The organism is Corynebacterium sp. AOP40-4SA-5 (genome assembly GCF_052377355.1).
GTDB lineage: Bacteria > Actinomycetota > Actinomycetes > Mycobacteriales > Mycobacteriaceae > Corynebacterium.
In genome coordinates this window covers 29,234-44,853 of sequence record NZ_JBQSWS010000015.1, presented here as the reverse complement: position 1 = coordinate 44,853, position 15,620 = coordinate 29,234, and the positions used below count along the sequence as shown (strand labels likewise).

At 69.0% G+C, this 15,620-nt stretch carries 12 protein-coding genes; 3 read left to right on the top strand and 9 right to left on the bottom strand.

Translation table 11 applies throughout. The features are described 5' to 3' along the window. Positions 1-14: 14 nt before the first annotated feature. From ACT3S3_RS10120 to aspS, 7 genes are all read right to left on the bottom strand, one after another. Entirely contained in the window at positions 15-1,010 is a 996-nt protein-coding gene (locus tag ACT3S3_RS10120; RefSeq protein WP_444626739.1) for a shikimate dehydrogenase, read from the bottom strand. A gap of 48 nt (positions 1,011-1,058) precedes the next feature. Next, complete coding sequence (gene mltG / locus ACT3S3_RS10115) at positions 1,059-2,243, bottom strand: endolytic transglycosylase MltG (RefSeq protein ID WP_301442968.1); 1,185 nt, start codon at positions 2,241-2,243, stop codon at positions 1,059-1,061. Between the two features lie 151 nt (positions 2,244-2,394). Continuing rightward, on the bottom strand, positions 2,395-2,862 hold the full coding sequence (gene ruvX / locus ACT3S3_RS10110) for a Holliday junction resolvase RuvX (protein WP_301442967.1): 468 nt from the start codon (positions 2,860-2,862) through the stop codon (positions 2,395-2,397). After that, a complete protein-coding gene (gene alaS, locus ACT3S3_RS10105) occupies positions 2,862-5,558 on the bottom strand; it encodes an alanine--tRNA ligase (protein ID WP_301442966.1) in 2,697 nt (898 codons plus the stop codon). The genes ruvX and alaS overlap by 1 nt, the downstream gene beginning before the upstream one ends. 72 nt (positions 5,559-5,630) lie before the next feature. Beyond that, complete coding sequence (locus ACT3S3_RS10100; RefSeq protein WP_444626736.1) at positions 5,631-7,058, bottom strand: replication-associated recombination protein A; 1,428 nt, start codon at positions 7,056-7,058, stop codon at positions 5,631-5,633. Next, entirely contained in the window at positions 7,055-8,245 is a 1,191-nt protein-coding gene (locus tag ACT3S3_RS10095) for a phosphotransferase (protein WP_301442964.1), read from the bottom strand. The genes ACT3S3_RS10100 and ACT3S3_RS10095 overlap by 4 nt, the downstream gene beginning before the upstream one ends. Before the next feature lie 41 nt (positions 8,246-8,286). Continuing rightward, complete coding sequence (aspS, locus tag ACT3S3_RS10090) at positions 8,287-10,071, bottom strand: aspartate--tRNA ligase (RefSeq protein WP_301442963.1); 1,785 nt, start codon at positions 10,069-10,071, stop codon at positions 8,287-8,289. Positions 10,072-10,241: 170 nt separating this feature from the next. Here aspS and ACT3S3_RS10085 point away from each other — a divergent pair, with 170 nt between their 5' ends. Next, on the top strand, positions 10,242-10,583 hold the full coding sequence (locus tag ACT3S3_RS10085; protein WP_301442962.1) for a hypothetical protein: 342 nt from the start codon (positions 10,242-10,244) through the stop codon (positions 10,581-10,583). A 55-nt stretch (positions 10,584-10,638) separates the two neighbouring features. On the opposite strand, the gene ACT3S3_RS10080 is transcribed toward ACT3S3_RS10085, so the two are convergent. Beyond that, positions 10,639-10,770: a hypothetical protein gene (locus ACT3S3_RS10080; RefSeq protein ID WP_301442961.1), complete on the bottom strand. Its 132-nt coding sequence runs from the start codon at positions 10,768-10,770 to the stop codon at positions 10,639-10,641. Positions 10,771-11,074: 304 nt separating this feature from the next. Between ACT3S3_RS10080 and ACT3S3_RS10075 the strand changes: the two genes are divergently transcribed. Then, on the top strand, positions 11,075-12,979 hold the full coding sequence (locus ACT3S3_RS10075; RefSeq protein ID WP_444626735.1) for a calcineurin-like phosphoesterase C-terminal domain-containing protein: 1,905 nt from the start codon (positions 11,075-11,077) through the stop codon (positions 12,977-12,979). A gap of 26 nt (positions 12,980-13,005) precedes the next feature. Next, complete coding sequence (gene ypfJ, locus ACT3S3_RS10070; RefSeq protein ID WP_441579699.1) at positions 13,006-13,953, top strand: KPN_02809 family neutral zinc metallopeptidase; 948 nt, start codon at positions 13,006-13,008, stop codon at positions 13,951-13,953. A 27-nt stretch (positions 13,954-13,980) separates the two neighbouring features. On the opposite strand, the gene ACT3S3_RS10065 is transcribed toward ypfJ, so the two are convergent. Next, positions 13,981-15,564: a GMC family oxidoreductase gene (locus tag ACT3S3_RS10065; protein WP_301443164.1), complete on the bottom strand. Its 1,584-nt coding sequence runs from the start codon at positions 15,562-15,564 to the stop codon at positions 13,981-13,983. Positions 15,565-15,620: the final 56 nt, after the last annotated feature.

Below are 15,620 nucleotides of genomic sequence, written 5' to 3'. Positions count from 1 at the left end.
CCCCCGTTCGTCCCCTACGCCCCCGCGTCAGAGCCGGCGGCCGACTCCAGGGTCCTGCGGTGCGCCCGCAGCAACCGGTACATGCCCTCCGTGGAGGGCGTCTCCGCGGTGAACTGCCGGAACTGCTCGACACCCTGGCCGGCCAGCATCAGCAGGCCGTCCGACACCGGGTGGCCGGCGCTGCGCGCGGCCAGCATCAGCGGCGTGGGGTACGGGTCGTAGATCACGTCGACCACCGCGGCCGCCGAGGCCAGCTGCTCGGCGACCGCACCCGCCCCGGCGGCCGGGATGGTGGAGATCAGCACGTCCGCCGCGGCACAGGTCGACGCGAGCCGCTCATCGTCCAGGCGCAGCCAGTCGAACTCCATGCCGTAGGACTCGACCAGGCTCTGCAGGTTCAACGCCCGCTCGGAGCGTGCCAGCACGGTGACCGAGGTGAACCCCTCGGCCGCCAGCGCGGCGACGGCAGGACGCGACGTCCCGCCGTTGCCGACGACGACACCTCGTCCTGAGCCACGTCCTGAACCGGGGGCCTCGTCCTCGCCGAGGACGGCGCGGAGGCAGGCGGCCAGACCGTCGACGTCGGTGTTGTCGGCCATCCAGCGGCCCGTGGGGACGTCGTCGGCGTCGCGCAGGGGCACCAGGGTGTTCGCACTGCCGATCAGCGCCGCGCGGTCGGTGACCTCGTCGGCAAGGTCGTGGGCGGCGGACTTGCCCGGCATCGTCACCGAGAAACCACGCACGCACTCCGGCGAGTGCTGCATCAGCCGACGCACCTCCGAGGGCTCACCGGCGTCCACGCGGACGTACACCAGGGCGTCGTTGTCCATCATCGCCGCACTGCCCAGGTGGATCACCGGGGACAGGGAGTGCCCCACCGGACGCCCCAGCACGGCGCACAACTGTGCCGGCGTGCCCTCTGTGCCTTCCGAGTCAGCCTGGAGCCGGGCGGCGAGTTCGAGGAACTCCTCGACGCTGTACACCTCGGGGGCGTCGTTGCTGCTGTCCATGATCCTCTTACCTCGCGTCTGTCTGGGGTTATCGGGCACTAACGGGCACTAACGGGCACTGTCGAGGACACCGTTGCGGCGCGACTCCTCGATGGCGGCCTCGTGGTCGGAGAACTCGCGGTTGAACACGGTGCGTCCGTCGGTGTCCACGGTCACGAAGTAGAGCCAGTCGCCGTCGGCGGGGTGCTCCACGGACTGCAGCGCGGTGATGCCCGGTGAGGCGATCGGGGTGTCCGGCAGCCCCTTCTTGGCGTAGGTGTTCCACGGGGTGTTGCGGGCACGGTCCTCGTCGGTGGTGGCGACCTCCTGGGCGGAGACGTCGTAGTTGACCGTGGAGTCGAACTCCAGCTGCTGGTCCTCGTCCAGACGGTTGAGGATCACCCGGGCGACCTTGTCGAAGTCGCCCTCCGGGGCCTCGCGCTCCACGAGGGAGGCGGCGGTGATCATGTCATAGGGGCTCAGGCCCACGCTGTCGGACGCCTCGAGCAGACCGGTGCCCTCGTAGACCTCCGCGGAGTCCTCCAGCAGGGTGTTCATGATCTCCTGCGGGCCGGCGGTGGGGTCGAAGAGGTGCACACCCGGGGAGATCAGGCCCTCGACCCGTCGTGCGTCGTCGCCGCGGGCCTCCACGGCGTCCACGGCCCACTCGGGCACGCCGAGCTCGTCGGCCGGGGTGGTCGCGACGGTCTCACGCAGGTCGTCGACGCTGACGCAGTCCTCCAGCCCGTCGGTCAGGCCTTCACGGCAGGAGTTGCCGGCGATGGCGGAGTAGATGCCCTCGCGGGCCTCGCCGCCGACCACGGTGACGTCCTCGAGGGTCAGGCCGTTGGGGATGTCGATGACACCCAGGCGACGCTCGTCGTCGGTCAGTGCGGTCATCGCCGCCTCGGCGGACATCTCCTCCTGCAGTGCGTAGTAGCCGGCCTCCAGGCCGCGGGTGTCCCCGTTCTGCTCCGCGTGGTCGGCGGCACTGAGCATCGCCGAGCGTGAGCCGACCACGTTGTCCTCCAGCAGCTGCGGCAGCAGGCCGGAGACGGTGTCGCCCTCGTCGACGCGGACGAGGACCACGTTGCCGTTGCCCTCCCCCTCGTAGTCGCGGGTGCCGACGACCTCACGCTGGTAGTAGACGTAGGCGACGACGAAGACGAGAAGAAGGATCAGTGCAAGGCTGATAGCAATCGACCACTGTCGGCGCCGACGGTACCTGGGTTCGGTACTGATCTTTCGAGGCAAGGTTCACTCCCACGTCTCTACTGTGTACTTGGTGTAACAACGTCTTGGAACGTCATAAAAAGTCTATGGAACAGCATCGCATGTTCCGCTGCGCGTTATTCTCGCATGTCCTGCCCGGAAATCCTTGATCGGACACCCGGTTACGGGGTGGTTAACGGTCCAGCCGGGTGGTACGCGTGTCCAGCCACCCCTGCAGGATGTGCACCGCGGCGGCCTGGTCGATGCGCGAGCGGCCCTTGCGTTCGCTGACCCCGGAGGCACGCATTGCGCTGGTGGCGGCCACGGTGGACATGCGTTCGTCAACCAGGCGCACCGGTGTGCCGTCCAACGCCTCACGCAGGGCGGCGGCGTAGTTCTCCGCGCGGATCGTGCTCTCGGTGCGCTTGGAGCGCAGTGTCACCGGAAGCCCCACGACGACCTCGACCACGAAATTCTCCTCGATGAGCTCGAGGACGCGGGCGAACTCGCTGCCGGGGCGCCGACCGCTGCCCTTCTCCGCGGCGACGGTCTCCAGCGGGGTGGCGAGGATGCCGTCGGGGTCGGACAGGGCCACGCCGATGCGTACCGTGCCGACGTCCAGGCCCAGACGGCGTCCCCGCCCGGGGTCCCCGTCCTCCATCACTTGCCGCCGGCGAGGACCGACTCGACGTGCGGACGCACCGCGGCGACCGCGGCGTCGATGCCGGAGGCGTCGTTGCCGGAGCCCTGCGCCATCGACGGCTTGCCGCCGCCGCGTCCGCCGACCAGCGGGCCGACGGCCTTGACGACCTCACCGGCGGACAGGCCACGGTCGACGGCGGCGTCGGTGACTGCGGCGATGAACGGCACCTTGCCGGACTCGGTGTCCGCCGAGGCGAAGAGCACGACCGCCGGCTCGGACCCGAAGCGGGCCTTGGCGTCGTTGGCGATGGTGCGCAGGTCGCCGCCGGCGATACCGTCGGCCACACGGGCGGCGAGCACACGCACACCGTCAACGGTGACGGCCTGCAGCACGTAGTCGCCGACCTTGGCGGTCAGCTCGGCGGTGCGGAACTGGTTGATCCGCTTCTCCGCCGCCTGCAGGCGCTCGTTGATCTGGGCGAAGCGCTCCGGCAGGTCCTCGGAGGTGACCTTCAGCCGCGAGGCCAGGCTGCCGGCGACGGCGTTCTGGCCGGCGAGGAAACGCATCGAGTCCATGCCGGTGTAGGCCTCGATACGGCGCGTGCCCGAGCCCACGGAGGACTCGCCGAGGATGGTGACCGGGCCGACCTGGGAGGAGTGGTCGACGTGGATGCCGCCGCACAGCTCCATGGAGAACGGTCCGCCGATCTCCACGACGCGTACCTGCGAACCGTAGTTCTCACCGAACAGGGCCATCGCACCCATCGCCTTGGCCTCCTCGAGGCTGGTCTCGATGGTGTTGACCTTGTAGTCGGTGTCCACGGCCTCGTTGGAGATCTCCTGGATGCGGCGCAGCTGGTCGTCGGTGAGCTGGGTGCCGTACTTGAAGTCGAAGCGCAGGTAGCCCGGCTTGTTCATCGAACCGGCCTGCACCGCGGTGGGCCCGAGCACGTCGCGCAGGGCGGCGTGGATCAGGTGGGTGCCGGAGTGCGCCTGGCGTGCGGCGTGGCGCCACGCGTGGTCGACGTGTGCGGAGACGGTGTCGCCCACGGCGAGCTCACCGCCGGTGACGGCGACGCGGTGCAGCGAGACCTTGCGTCCGGTCTTCTGCACGTCGCGGACCTCGCCCAGCCCGCCGGGGCCGGTGAGGGTGCCGCGGTCGGCCATCTGGCCGCCGGCCTCGGCGTAGAACGGGGTGCGGTCCAGGATGACCTCGACCTCGGTGCCCTCCGGGGCGCGGTCGACCAGGGTGCCGGCGGAGACCAGGCCCAGGATGTGGGCCTCGGCGTCGGTGGAGTCGTAGCCCAGGAAGACCGTGGGGTGGTTGTCGACGAAGGAGCGGTACACCGACACGTCGGCGTGGACCTGCTTCTTCGCCCGGCTGTCGGCCTTGGCGCGGGCCTTCTGCTCGGCCATGTGGGCGTCGAAGCCGTTCTCCCCGTCCTTGTCGACGGTCAGTCCCTCCTCCGAGGCCATCTCGATGGTCAGGTCGATGGGGAAACCGTGGGTGTCGTGCAGGGTGAAGGCGGAGGCGCCGTCGAGCTCGGTCCGGCCCTGGGCCTTGACCTTGGCCGCGGCCTCCTCGAACAGGCGGGTGCCGGACTCCAGGGTCTTCAGGAAGGCGGTCTCCTCGCCCACGGCGACGGCGCGGATGCGCTCCCAGTTCTCCGTGATCTCCGGGTAGGACGGGGTCATCGTGGTGCGCACGGTGTCCATGAAGCGCTCCATGGTCACCCCGGTGGCGCCCAGCAGCCGGGCCGAACGGATGATGCGGCGCAGCAGACGGCGCAGGATGTAGCCGCGGCCCTCGTTGCCGGGGGTCACGCCGTCCAGGATGAGCATCAGGGCCGTGCGGGTGTGGTCGGCGATGACGCGGAAACGCACGTCCTCCACCGAGTTCTCCACCAGACCGTAGACGGCGCCGGTGAGCTCCTCGGCGACCTTGATCACCGGGGCGAGCAGGTCGGTCTCGTAGACGTTCTCCACGCCCTGCAGGATGCAGGCGACGCGCTCGATGCCCATGCCGGTGTCGATGTTCTTCTGCGGCAGCTCACCGACGGGTTCGAAGCCCTCCTTCGGGCTCTTCTCACCGCGCACGTCCTGCATGAAGACCAGGTTCCAGATCTCGATGAACCGGTTTTCGTCGGCCTCCGGGCCGCCGTCGACGCCGTACTCCGGGCCACGGTCGTAGAAGATCTCCGAGCACGGGCCGCCCGGGCCGGGCACCCCCATGTCCCAGTAGTTGTCCTCGCCACCGCGGCGCTGGATGCGCTCGGCGGGCACACCGATCTCCTCGTGCCAGATCGCCGCGGCCTCGTCGTCGGTCCGGTACACGGTGGGCCACAGCCGGTCGGGGTCCAGGCCGAAGCCGCCCTCGGCGACGGGGTTGGTCAGCAGGCCCCAGGCGAAGTGGATGACCTCGCGCTTGAAGTAGTCGCCGAAGGAGAAGTTGCCGGCCATCTGGAAGAAGGTGTTGTGGCGGGTGGTGATGCCGACCTCCTCGATGTCCAGGGTGCGCACGCACTTCTGGATCGAGGTGGCGCGCGAGGACGGCGGCGTCTGCTCACCGAGGAAGTAGGGCTTGAACGGCACCATGCCGGCGTTGACGAACAGCAGGTTCGGGTCGTCCAGGATCAACGAGGCACTGGGGACCTCGGTGTGGCCTTGCTTCACGAAGTGGGAGAGAAAGCGCTCGCGGATCTCATGGGTCTGCACAGTTTCGGAACCTTCTTGATAGCTGAATCGTCGACGCGGTGTTTTACACGTGTTGCCTTAACCGGAAACAGTCTACCCGCTGCCCCGGACGATGCCACGCAGGGTCTCCAGGCGGGGCTTGAGCGTGTGCTCACGGCCGTGCTCGGTCGGCCGGTAGTAGCGGGCTTCCGCCAGGTCCTCCGGCAGGTAGTCCTGGCGCAGGACGCCGCGCGGGTCGTCGTGCGGGTACCGGTAGCCGACGGCGTTGCCGAGCGACTCCGCCCCCGAGTAGTGCCCGTCGCGCAGATGCGGCGGCACCACCGAGCCGCGTCCTTCCCGGATGTCGGCGAGGGCGGCGTCGATGCCCTGCACCACCGAGTTCGACTTCGCCGCGGTGGCGATGTGCACCGTCGCCTGCGCCAGCGGGATGCGTCCCTCGGGCATGCCGATGAAGCTCACCGCCTGGTGCGCGGCGATCGCCGCCTGCAGGGCCGTGGGGTCGGCCATGCCGACGTCCTCGGAGGCGTGCACCACCAGTCGGCGGGCGATGAAGCGGGGGTCCTCCCCCGCGTCGATCATGCGGGCCAGGTAGTGCAGCGCGGCGTCCGGGTCCGAGCCGCGCAACGACTTCACGAAGGCACTGGTGATGTCGTAGTGCTGGTCGCCGTCGCGGTCGTAGCGCGCCACCGCGCGGTCGGTGGACGCCCGGACGTCCTCGGCGGTCAGGAGGCTGGGCGCGTCTGTGTCGGTCGTTCCGTTCCCACCAAGGTCCCCGAGTCCCTCGACGGCGGCCTCGAGGTAGGTCAGACCACGGCGGGCATCCCCGGCCGCGAGGGCGGCGAGCAGGTCACGGGCGTCGTCGGCCAGGGTGACCGCGCCACCGTAGCCGCGGCGGTCGGTCGTGGCCCGGGTGAGCAGCATGGCGACGTCGGCGTCCTGCAACGGCTTGAGCTGCACCAGCAGCGAACGTGACAGCAGCGGTGAGACCACCGAGAAGCTCGGGTTCTCAGTCGTCGCCGCGACGAGCAGCACCGTGCGGTTCTCCACCGCGCCCAGCAGTGCGTCCTGCTGGGTCTTGGAGAACCGGTGGACCTCGTCGATGAACAGCACCGTCGACTCACCGTGGGTGAGCAGGCGACGGGCGTTGTCGATGACCGAACGGACCTCCTTGACCCCGGCGTTGAGCGCCGAGAGCGCCTCGAAACGCCGGCCGGACGCCCCGGCGACCAGGGAGGCCACCGTGGTCTTGCCCGTGCCGGGTGGGCCGTAGAGGATGACCGAGGAGTCCCCGCGGCCGTCGATCAGACGGCGCAGCGGGGAGTTGTCGCCGAGCACGTGGGACTGGCCGACGACCTCGTCGAGGGAGCGCGGACGCATGCGCACCGCCAAGGGCGCGTGCGCCCCGGGGTGGAAGTAGGAGTCCGCCGACCGCGACGGGATGCCGGCCCCGGAGGCCCCAGGGTTATCCGCGGCCTCGGGGCTCCCGCCAGGGACCTCGAAAAGTCCGTCGCCGTCAGTCATCGAATCTGCGGCTGCGCCCCGAGCTTGGCCAGGGTGGTGAGCAGCTCGGCGGCGAAGTCGCGCACGGCCGGGAAGCTCTCGTCGACGTCGTGACGCTCGGCGAAGCGGCGCACCGCCTCCACCGTGGTCGCCAGGTCGGCGAGGTGCTCACGGGGCATCAGGTCGAGACGACGGGCGCCCTCGGCCGCCGATGCGGAGGTCTCGATGACCGCCAGGGTGCCGTGGTAGAGCAACGACAGGCTCATCAGCGCCCAGCCGACCAACGACGCCATCAGCGCCTTCTCCAGGCGCCCCTCCTCACGCACGGCAGGCCACACCACGGAGACCTCCGAGGACCAGGACTCGATGAACTCGCGGAGTTCCTCGGGGTCCAGCAGCGGGGTGGTGATGTCGTGGGGGAACCCGGCGATCACGCAGGCGACGTCGGAGACGATGTCGCGGAAACCCGCCCACTCGTAGTCCAGGAAGACCACCGAGTCGGCCAGCATGATGTTGTCCGGGGTCAGGTCGAAGGGGGTGAACGCCTGCACCCGGCTGCGGGACTGACGCGCCCCTGCCTCGTGGGCGAGCGCCTCCACGGTGGGGTCCACCGTCACCCCGCTGCGACGCAGCAGGTCCAGGCCCTGCTCCACCAGAGCGGCGACGTCCACGTCACGGTCGGTGACACCGGAGGCCGGGAGGTTGTGGCGGGAGTGCTGACGACGGTTGAGCGTGTCGAAGGCCTCCTGCCCGTCGGCGGTCGCGACGTGCATGCGTCCCAACGCCCGGCCCAGCTTGCGCAGGGCCGCGGCGCGCTCCGGTTCGTCGGCCATGGTGAGGATGTCGGAATAGTTGCGTCCGTCACCGAGGTCGGAGAGCACCATGATGCGGGTGTCGATGTCGTGGGCCAGCAGCTGCGGGCCCGGACGGTGCTCCTCGGCCAGCGTGTTGGTGTACTGGTAGGCCACCACCTCGCGGACCATCGCCGAGATCGCCTCGGAGTCGTCGCCACGCGAGGTGACCGGCGGAAGCTGCTTGATCACGACGGTGCGCTCCTGGAGGAACGGGTTCGGCGACACCCGCACCCGCACGACCAGGGAATCCCCGCTCCCACCGAGGTTCTCCGGGTGGGTCAGTTCCGGGGTGCCGCCGAAACGGTTCCCCAGCAGGTGTGCCGCACTCTCCAGCGCGTCGTCGATACTCAGCACGTCGATGTCCTCTCTCGGACGTCCCTCCATGTGCGAAGGACTCAGGCGTTCTTCTTGGGTTTGGCGTCGATCCCGGACTCCTTGCGCTGCTGCGCGGTGATCTCGCCCGGGGCGTCCGTCAGCGGGTCGATGCCGCCGCCGGACTTCGGGAAGGCGATGACGTCACGGATGGAGTCGTAGCCGCCGAGCAGCGAGACGATACGGTCCCAGCCGAAGGCGATACCGCCGTGCGGCGGGGCGCCGAAGGCGAAGGCGTCGAGCAGGAAGCCGAACTTCTCGCGCGCCTCCTCCTCGGTGATGCCCATGACCGCGAAGACACGCTCCTGGATGTCGCGACGGTGGATACGGATCGACCCGCCGCCGATCTCGTTGCCGTTGCAGACGATGTCGTAGGCGTAGGCGGTGGCCTCGCCCGGGTTGTCGTCGAAGTTGTCGATCCACTCCGGCTTCGGGGAGGTGAACGCGTGGTGCACCGCGGTCCAGGCGGAGTGGCCCAGGGCCACGTCGCCGGAGGCGGTCGCGTCGGCGGCCGGCTCGAACATCGGGGCGTCGACGACCCAGGTGAAGGCCCAGTCGCCGTCCTTGATCAGGCCGAGGCGCTCGGCGATCTCGCCACGGGCCGCGCCGAGCAATGCGCGGGAGGACTTCACGTCGCCGGCGGCGAAGAAGATGCAGTCGCCGGGCTTGGCGCCGACGTGCTCGGCGATGCCGGCACGCTCCTCCTCGGTGATGTTCTTGGCGACGGGGCCGGACAGGGTGCCGTCCTCGCCGACGAGGATGTAGGCCAGACCCTTGGCGCCGCGCTGCTTGGCCCAGTCCTGCCAGGCGTCGAGGGTACGACGGGCCTGCGAGGCACCGCCGTCCATGACCACGGCACCGACGTAGTCGGACTTGAACACGCGGAAGGAGGTGTTCTCGAAGAACTCCGCGCACTCGGTGATCTCGATGTCGAAACGCAGGTCCGGCTTGTCCGAACCGTAGCGGCGCATCGCGTCGGCGTAGGTGATCCGCGGGATCGGCCCGGTGATCTCGTAGCCGATCTCCTTCCACACCGCGGCGAGGATCTGCTCGGCCAGGGCGATGACGTCCTCCTGGTCGACGAAGCTCATCTCCACGTCGAGCTGGGTGAACTCCGGCTGACGGTCGGCACGGAAGTCCTCGTCGCGGTAGCAGCGCGCGATCTGGAAGTAGCGCTCCATGCCGGAGACCATGAGCAGCTGCTTGAACAGCTGCGGGGACTGCGGCAGGGCGTAGAAGTTACCGGGGCGCAGACGCGCCGGCACCAGGAAGTCGCGTGCACCCTCCGGGGTGGAGCGGGTGAGGGTGGGCGTCTCGATCTCGGTGAAGTCCTGGTCGACCAGCACGTTGCGGGCTGCGGCGTTCACCTTGGAGCGCAGGCGCAGGGCACGGGCCTGGTTGTCCCGGCGCAGGTCCAGGTAGCGGTACTTCAGACGGGTCTCCTCGCCAACCTCTCCGCCGCTGGCGGAGTCGTCGATCTGGAACGGCAGGGCCGCGGACTCGTTGAGGATCTCCAGGCCGGAGACGTTGAGTTCGATGGCGCCGGAGGCCAGGTTCGGGTTCTCCGAGCCTTCGGGGCGCCCCTCGACCACACCGGTGACACGCAGGCAGTACTCGCTGCGCAGTGCGTGGGCGCGCTCGGCGACATCACTCTCACGGAACACCACCTGGGCGAGTCCGGAACGGTCGCGCAGGTCGATGAAGATCACTCCACCGTGGTCCCGTCGACGGGAGACCCATCCGGTGAGGGTGACCTCCTCGCCGATGTGGTCTGAGCGAAGGTCACCACAAAGATGGGTCCGCAGCACGTCGCGTAGTCCTTTCGGATTGTTCGGGGAGGCTACTCGTCGGCACGGTGGTGCCGGAGGTAGCCCGATATCAGCGGCCCAGTGTACTACCCCTCCGTCGCGGGCGGAACAACGGTGGCATGCTGGAGGGCAACGGTCGAGATCCGATCGACGACGAAAGGACACCTGAGATGACACAGCAGGACCCCAACACACCGGGCGCCGCAGGACAGGGCGCCGGGGCCCACCGCCACCCCGACTCCGACGGCATCGCCGACCAGCTGACGGTCGAGGACACCGTGGTCACCCCCCTGGACTCCCGCGACCCCTACCGCCTGTTCTGGCTGACGAGCCAGATCGTGCTGCTGTTCTCCACGGTCATAGCCGTGGTGGCACTGGTGTACGGGCTGGCCACCGACACCGAGGCGTCCTGGGTCAGCGGCATGGCGTGCTTGGGCATCAGCATGCTCGCGGTGATCGGACTACTGCTCGCCCGTCTGGGCAGCGACCTGAAGGCCGCAGACGTGATCTGACCGCGCCCCTGCCGGGCATGACCAGGAGGGGGCACGGTCAGGAAGGGGGGCACACTCAGGCGCCGACGCCGCTCCAGTCGAAGCGGCCGAGGGTGGCGTCGTACACCTGCTGGGCGATGTCCCAGTGGTTGTAGGCGGCCCAGTCGCCTGCGTCGAGAGCCTGCTGCGCGAGTGCGATGTAGTCCATGTTCTTCCGGTTCTCCTGTGCGTCGGGGTTGCTTTGTCGGGGTGAAGCCAGTTCCTATGCCCACATCCCGACAATTATGAAACGAAGTATAGCCTTCCTCACCCCGGACCGCAGCCACAGGCGTCCCGCGCCTCCCCTGCGCCCCAACCCGCCGGGCCGGCAACCCTCCCGCCCACAGCTGTTCACCCCGGTGTCACGTCGAGGCCACCGCGGCAACAACCCCACGCCCTACGCTCCCAGAGGCACGGCCTAACCCGTGGCTTCACACCCCTCATGATCCAACATCCCAGGGAGCACCCCCACCATGTCTCGACAGCCCTTCCGGTCGCGCACCGGGATCGCACTCTCCACCGTCCTGCTGACCGCCCTGTCCACCACCCTCGCCACCGCGGTACCCGCCGCAGGACAGGACGCACTGCCGGACGCCGACACCTCGTCCTTCTCCGACGGGCCGTCCCTCTCCAGCTCCTCGGGCTCCTCGGATGCCGCGGCCCCCGACGAAGCCCCCACCACCAACGACGGCCTCTACGAAGGATCCGTCGAGGTACTGCGTGGCGACGACAGTGCCGCCGATACCGCCGAGACCATCACCGGCCGGGTCTTCGACGACGCCGACCGTGACTCCTCCCTCGGCGGCGACGAGGACGGCGTCGCCGGGGTGAGCGTCTCCAACGGCATCGACGTGGTCACCACCGACGAGGACGGCAACTACAGCCTTCCGGTCCGCGACAACATGTCCGTCACCGTCACCCAGCCTTCCGGCTGGCAGGTCCCGGTCGACTCCTCCAACTTCGCCCAGTTCAGTTACGAGCACTACCCCGAGGGTTCCCCCGACCTGAAGTACGGCGGACTCGAGCCCACCGGCCCGGTGCCGGACGCGGTGAACTTCCCCCTGGCGAAGTCCGAGGCCACCGCCTCGAGCGCCCAGAACTGCGCTATCGCCGCCGACACCCAGACCTACGACAAGACCGAGGTCGGTTACGCCGCCAAGGGTGCCCCGGCCGACCTGGCCGCACGCGACGACTACGCCGGCTGCGGCATCCTGCTGCTCGGCGACAACGTCGGCGACGACCTCAGCCTCAACCCGGACCTCAAGGGCCTCTACGCGGACGCCAACGGCCCGGTCCGCGCCCTGCCCGGCAACCACGACATCGACTACGACGCCGACAGCGACATCAACGCCACCGACACCTACCGGCGTGACTTCGGCTCCCCCTACTACTCCTACGACGTCGGCGACGTGCACATCGTCGCCCTCGACAACATCGACTACAACGGCGACGACGGCTCCGGCAACGGTGGCTACGACGAGCGCATCTCGGACGAGCAGCTGCGCTGGCTGCGAAACGACCTGGCCACCGTGCCCGACGACCGTCAGGTCGTGATCGCGGCCCACGCCCCGATCGTCAACTACGCCGAGGTCGTCACCGACAACGCCGCGGAGCTCTACGACGTGCTCGCCGAGCGTCCCGACGCCGTCACCGTCGGCGGCCACACCCACACCCGCGAGACCCTGCTCGCCGGGGAACGCCGCGAGGAGTGGGCCACCTACGACGAGAGCCCGATCGAGGAACTGCCCAACGACCAGATCGTCGCCGGTGCGGTCTCCGGCGACTGGTACTCCGGGGAGCTCAACGACAACGGCGTGCCCTACGCTTACACCCAGGACGCCGCCGAGCCGGGAGTGCTGACCATGCAGTTCTCCGGCGGACAGCGCAGCGAGTACTACACCGTGCGCAACGAGGACCCCTCCCACCAGTTCCTCACCGGTGTCAACTCCCCCACCTGGCGCTCCTGGGCCGCCGCCGCGGAGGCCAAGGGCGAGGACGCAAAGGTCGATCCGATCGACCCGCGCGAGGTCTCCAAGGCCGACGTCGAGGGCGGCGAGAGCTACCTGTCGAGCAGTTTCTTCAACGGCTCCACCGACGCCTCCGTCACCGTGAGCATCGACGACTCCGAGCCGCAGGACGCCGAGCTGACCCAGCCGGCCGAGGGGGAACCCCTCAACAAGGGGTGGGAGTACACCGAGACCGTCTCTGCCACCCACAACCTCAGCTCCACCGGCAACGTGGCCCAGGCGAGCCCGCACCTGTGGCGGACCTCCCTGCCCGCCGACCTGGAGGTCGGCCGGCACACCGCCGTGGTCACCGGCACCGACCGCCACGGCGAGGAGTTCCAGGACACCGTGGAGTTCACGGTGACCGACTGACACCCCGGTCCCGCTACACTTCCACCATGTCGTTCAACAACAACCTGTCCGGGATGGGCGGTCGCGCCCGCTCGGGCGGCAGCAGCGGTGGTGGCGGAGGCTTCGGCCTCGGCGGGGGTAACAACGGGGGCAACCGGGGCGGCGGTATCCTCGGCATGATCCTGATGAGCCGTGTCGGACGGCGCTTCGGGCTTCCGGGGATCATCGTCGTCGCCGCGGTGATCTTCTTCGCCAACGGTGGTGCCGGCATGTTCGGCGGCTCCGATGGAACCTCCGGTGCCACGCGCACCGATGGCGGGAACCTGGAGCACTGCACCACGGTGGAGGACGCCAACACCTACGACGACTGCCGCATCGAGGGCACCGCCATCTCCCTGGACGCCGTGTGGTCCGGTCTGCTCCCCGAGCAGGCGGGCATCCGCTACACCGAACCCGGCCTGGTCATCGGTGACGGGCAGGTCAACACCGGGTGCGGTACGGCCTCGACGGCCCAGACCGGCCCGTTCTACTGCCCCGGCGACCAGACCGTCTACATCGGTGACGACTTCTTCACCCAGCTGCGCCAGATGGGCGGCTCCGACGGCCCGTTCGCGCAGATGTACGTGGTCGCCCACGAGTTCGGCCACCACATCCAGAACCTGGAGGGGAACCTGGGGCTGTCTGACTACGACGACCCCGGCGAGGACTCCAATGCGGTGAAGATGGAGCTGCAGGCCGACTGCTACGCCGGTGTCTGGGCCGCCCACGCCGACAAGGGCGAGGACGCCGTGCTCGACCCCGTCACCCCCGAGCAGGTCAACCAGGCCATCACCTCCGCCCAGGCGATCGGCGACGACGCCATCCAGTCCGCCGGCGGCGGCCAGGTCAACCCGGACGCCTGGACCCACGGCTCATCCGAGCAGCGCCAGCAGTGGTTCACTACCGGCTACGACAACGGCACGATGGAGTCCTGCGCCCAGGACTTCAGGCGCTGAGGACTCCCCTCGCCGATCGGATGCTGATCAGTTGCCGCGGATCAGGTCCGAGGCGCGCTCCCCGATCAGCATGCAGCTGATGTTGGGGTTGACCGCGGTGAGTTGCGGCATCACCGAGGCGTCGACGACGCGCAGCCCGGAGACACCCTTGACGCGCAGCTCCGGGTCCAGCGGCGACATGACGTCGTCCACGGCACCCATGCGCACCGTGCCGGCCGGGTGGTAGACGGTGTTGTGCGTCTTGGCCACGTAGTCGGCGATGTCCTCGTCCGACTGCACCTCGGTACCCGGGAAGAGCTCCCGGCCGGCGTACTCGGCCATGGCCGGCTGGGCGACGATCTCGCGGGCGAGCTTGATGCCCTCCACGGCGATGTGCATGTCGTAGCCCTCCTCGTCGGTGAAGTACCGCGGGTCGACCATCGGCTTGTCGCGGAAGTCGCAGGTCCGCAGCCGCACCGTGCCGCGGGCCTTGGCGTGGGTGATGTTCGGCGTCAGGCAGAACGCCTCGTCCGCGGTCGGGTAGCCCTGACGACGGGTGTGCATGTCGAAGGGCATCGAACCGTAGTGCATCATCAGGTCCGGCAGGTCCAGGCCGTCGGCACCGCCCTCGTCGACCTTGTCGAAGATCCCGATCTCCCACCACTGTGTGGCGTCACGGGTCATCGGGACCTTGGACTCCCAGGAGATCACGGCCTCCGGGTGGTCCTGCAGGTGCTCGCCGACGCCGGGGGCGTCGACCAGGGTCTCCACGCCGACCTCGGCGAGGTGCTCGGCCGGGCCGATGCCGGAGAGCATGAGCAGCTTCGGGCTGTCGATCGCGCCGGCGGAGAGGATGACCTCACGGTTGGCGTCCAGGGTCTTGAGCCGTCCGAAGGGGTTGTCCAGGTACTCGATGCCGGTGGCCGTGGGCTGCCCGCCCTCGCCGTCGGTGGTCTCGCTGAACAGGATCCGGGAGACCTGACGGTCGGTCAGGATGTCCAGGTTCTCGCGCTCCATGACCGGGTGCAGGTAGGACACCGAGGACGAGGAACGCACGTTCTCGTCGGTGGCGTTGATCTGGAACCAGTCCGCACCGTGGTTGACGGTGGTGCCCTCGTTGAAAGGCGTGTTCGGCAGGCCCTGCTGTTCGCAGGCCTCGATGATCGCCGTGCCCACCGGGTCGCGGTGCGGCACCGAGCGCAGACGGACGGGGCCGTCGTGGCCGTGGTTGTCGCCCTCACGGTCATTGGTCTCCAGGCGCTTGATCAGCGGCAGGACGCTCTCGGAGTCCCAGCCGGCCGCACCCAGGCTCACCCAGTGGTCCAGGTCCTGGGCCGGGGTGTGGAAGGCGATGCACGAGTTGTGCGAGGAACAGCCGCCGAGCACCTTCGCACGCGCGTGGCGCATGAAGGAGTTGCCGTGCTGCTGCGGCTCGATCGGGTAGTCCCAGTCGTAGCCGGACTCCAGCAGTCCGGGCCACTCGGCGAGGTTCAGGATCTCTGGCTTGTCGACATCGGTGGGGCCGGCCTCGATCAGGGCGACGGTGACCTCCGGGTCCTCGCTGAGCCGGGACGCCACCACGGCGCCCGAGGAACCTGCACCGATGACGATGTAGTCGTAGTTGTCTCGCATGTCTTCTCCACTCCTCATGTGTTCCATGAATTCAGGTGAACAGTCAGGTACTGCTG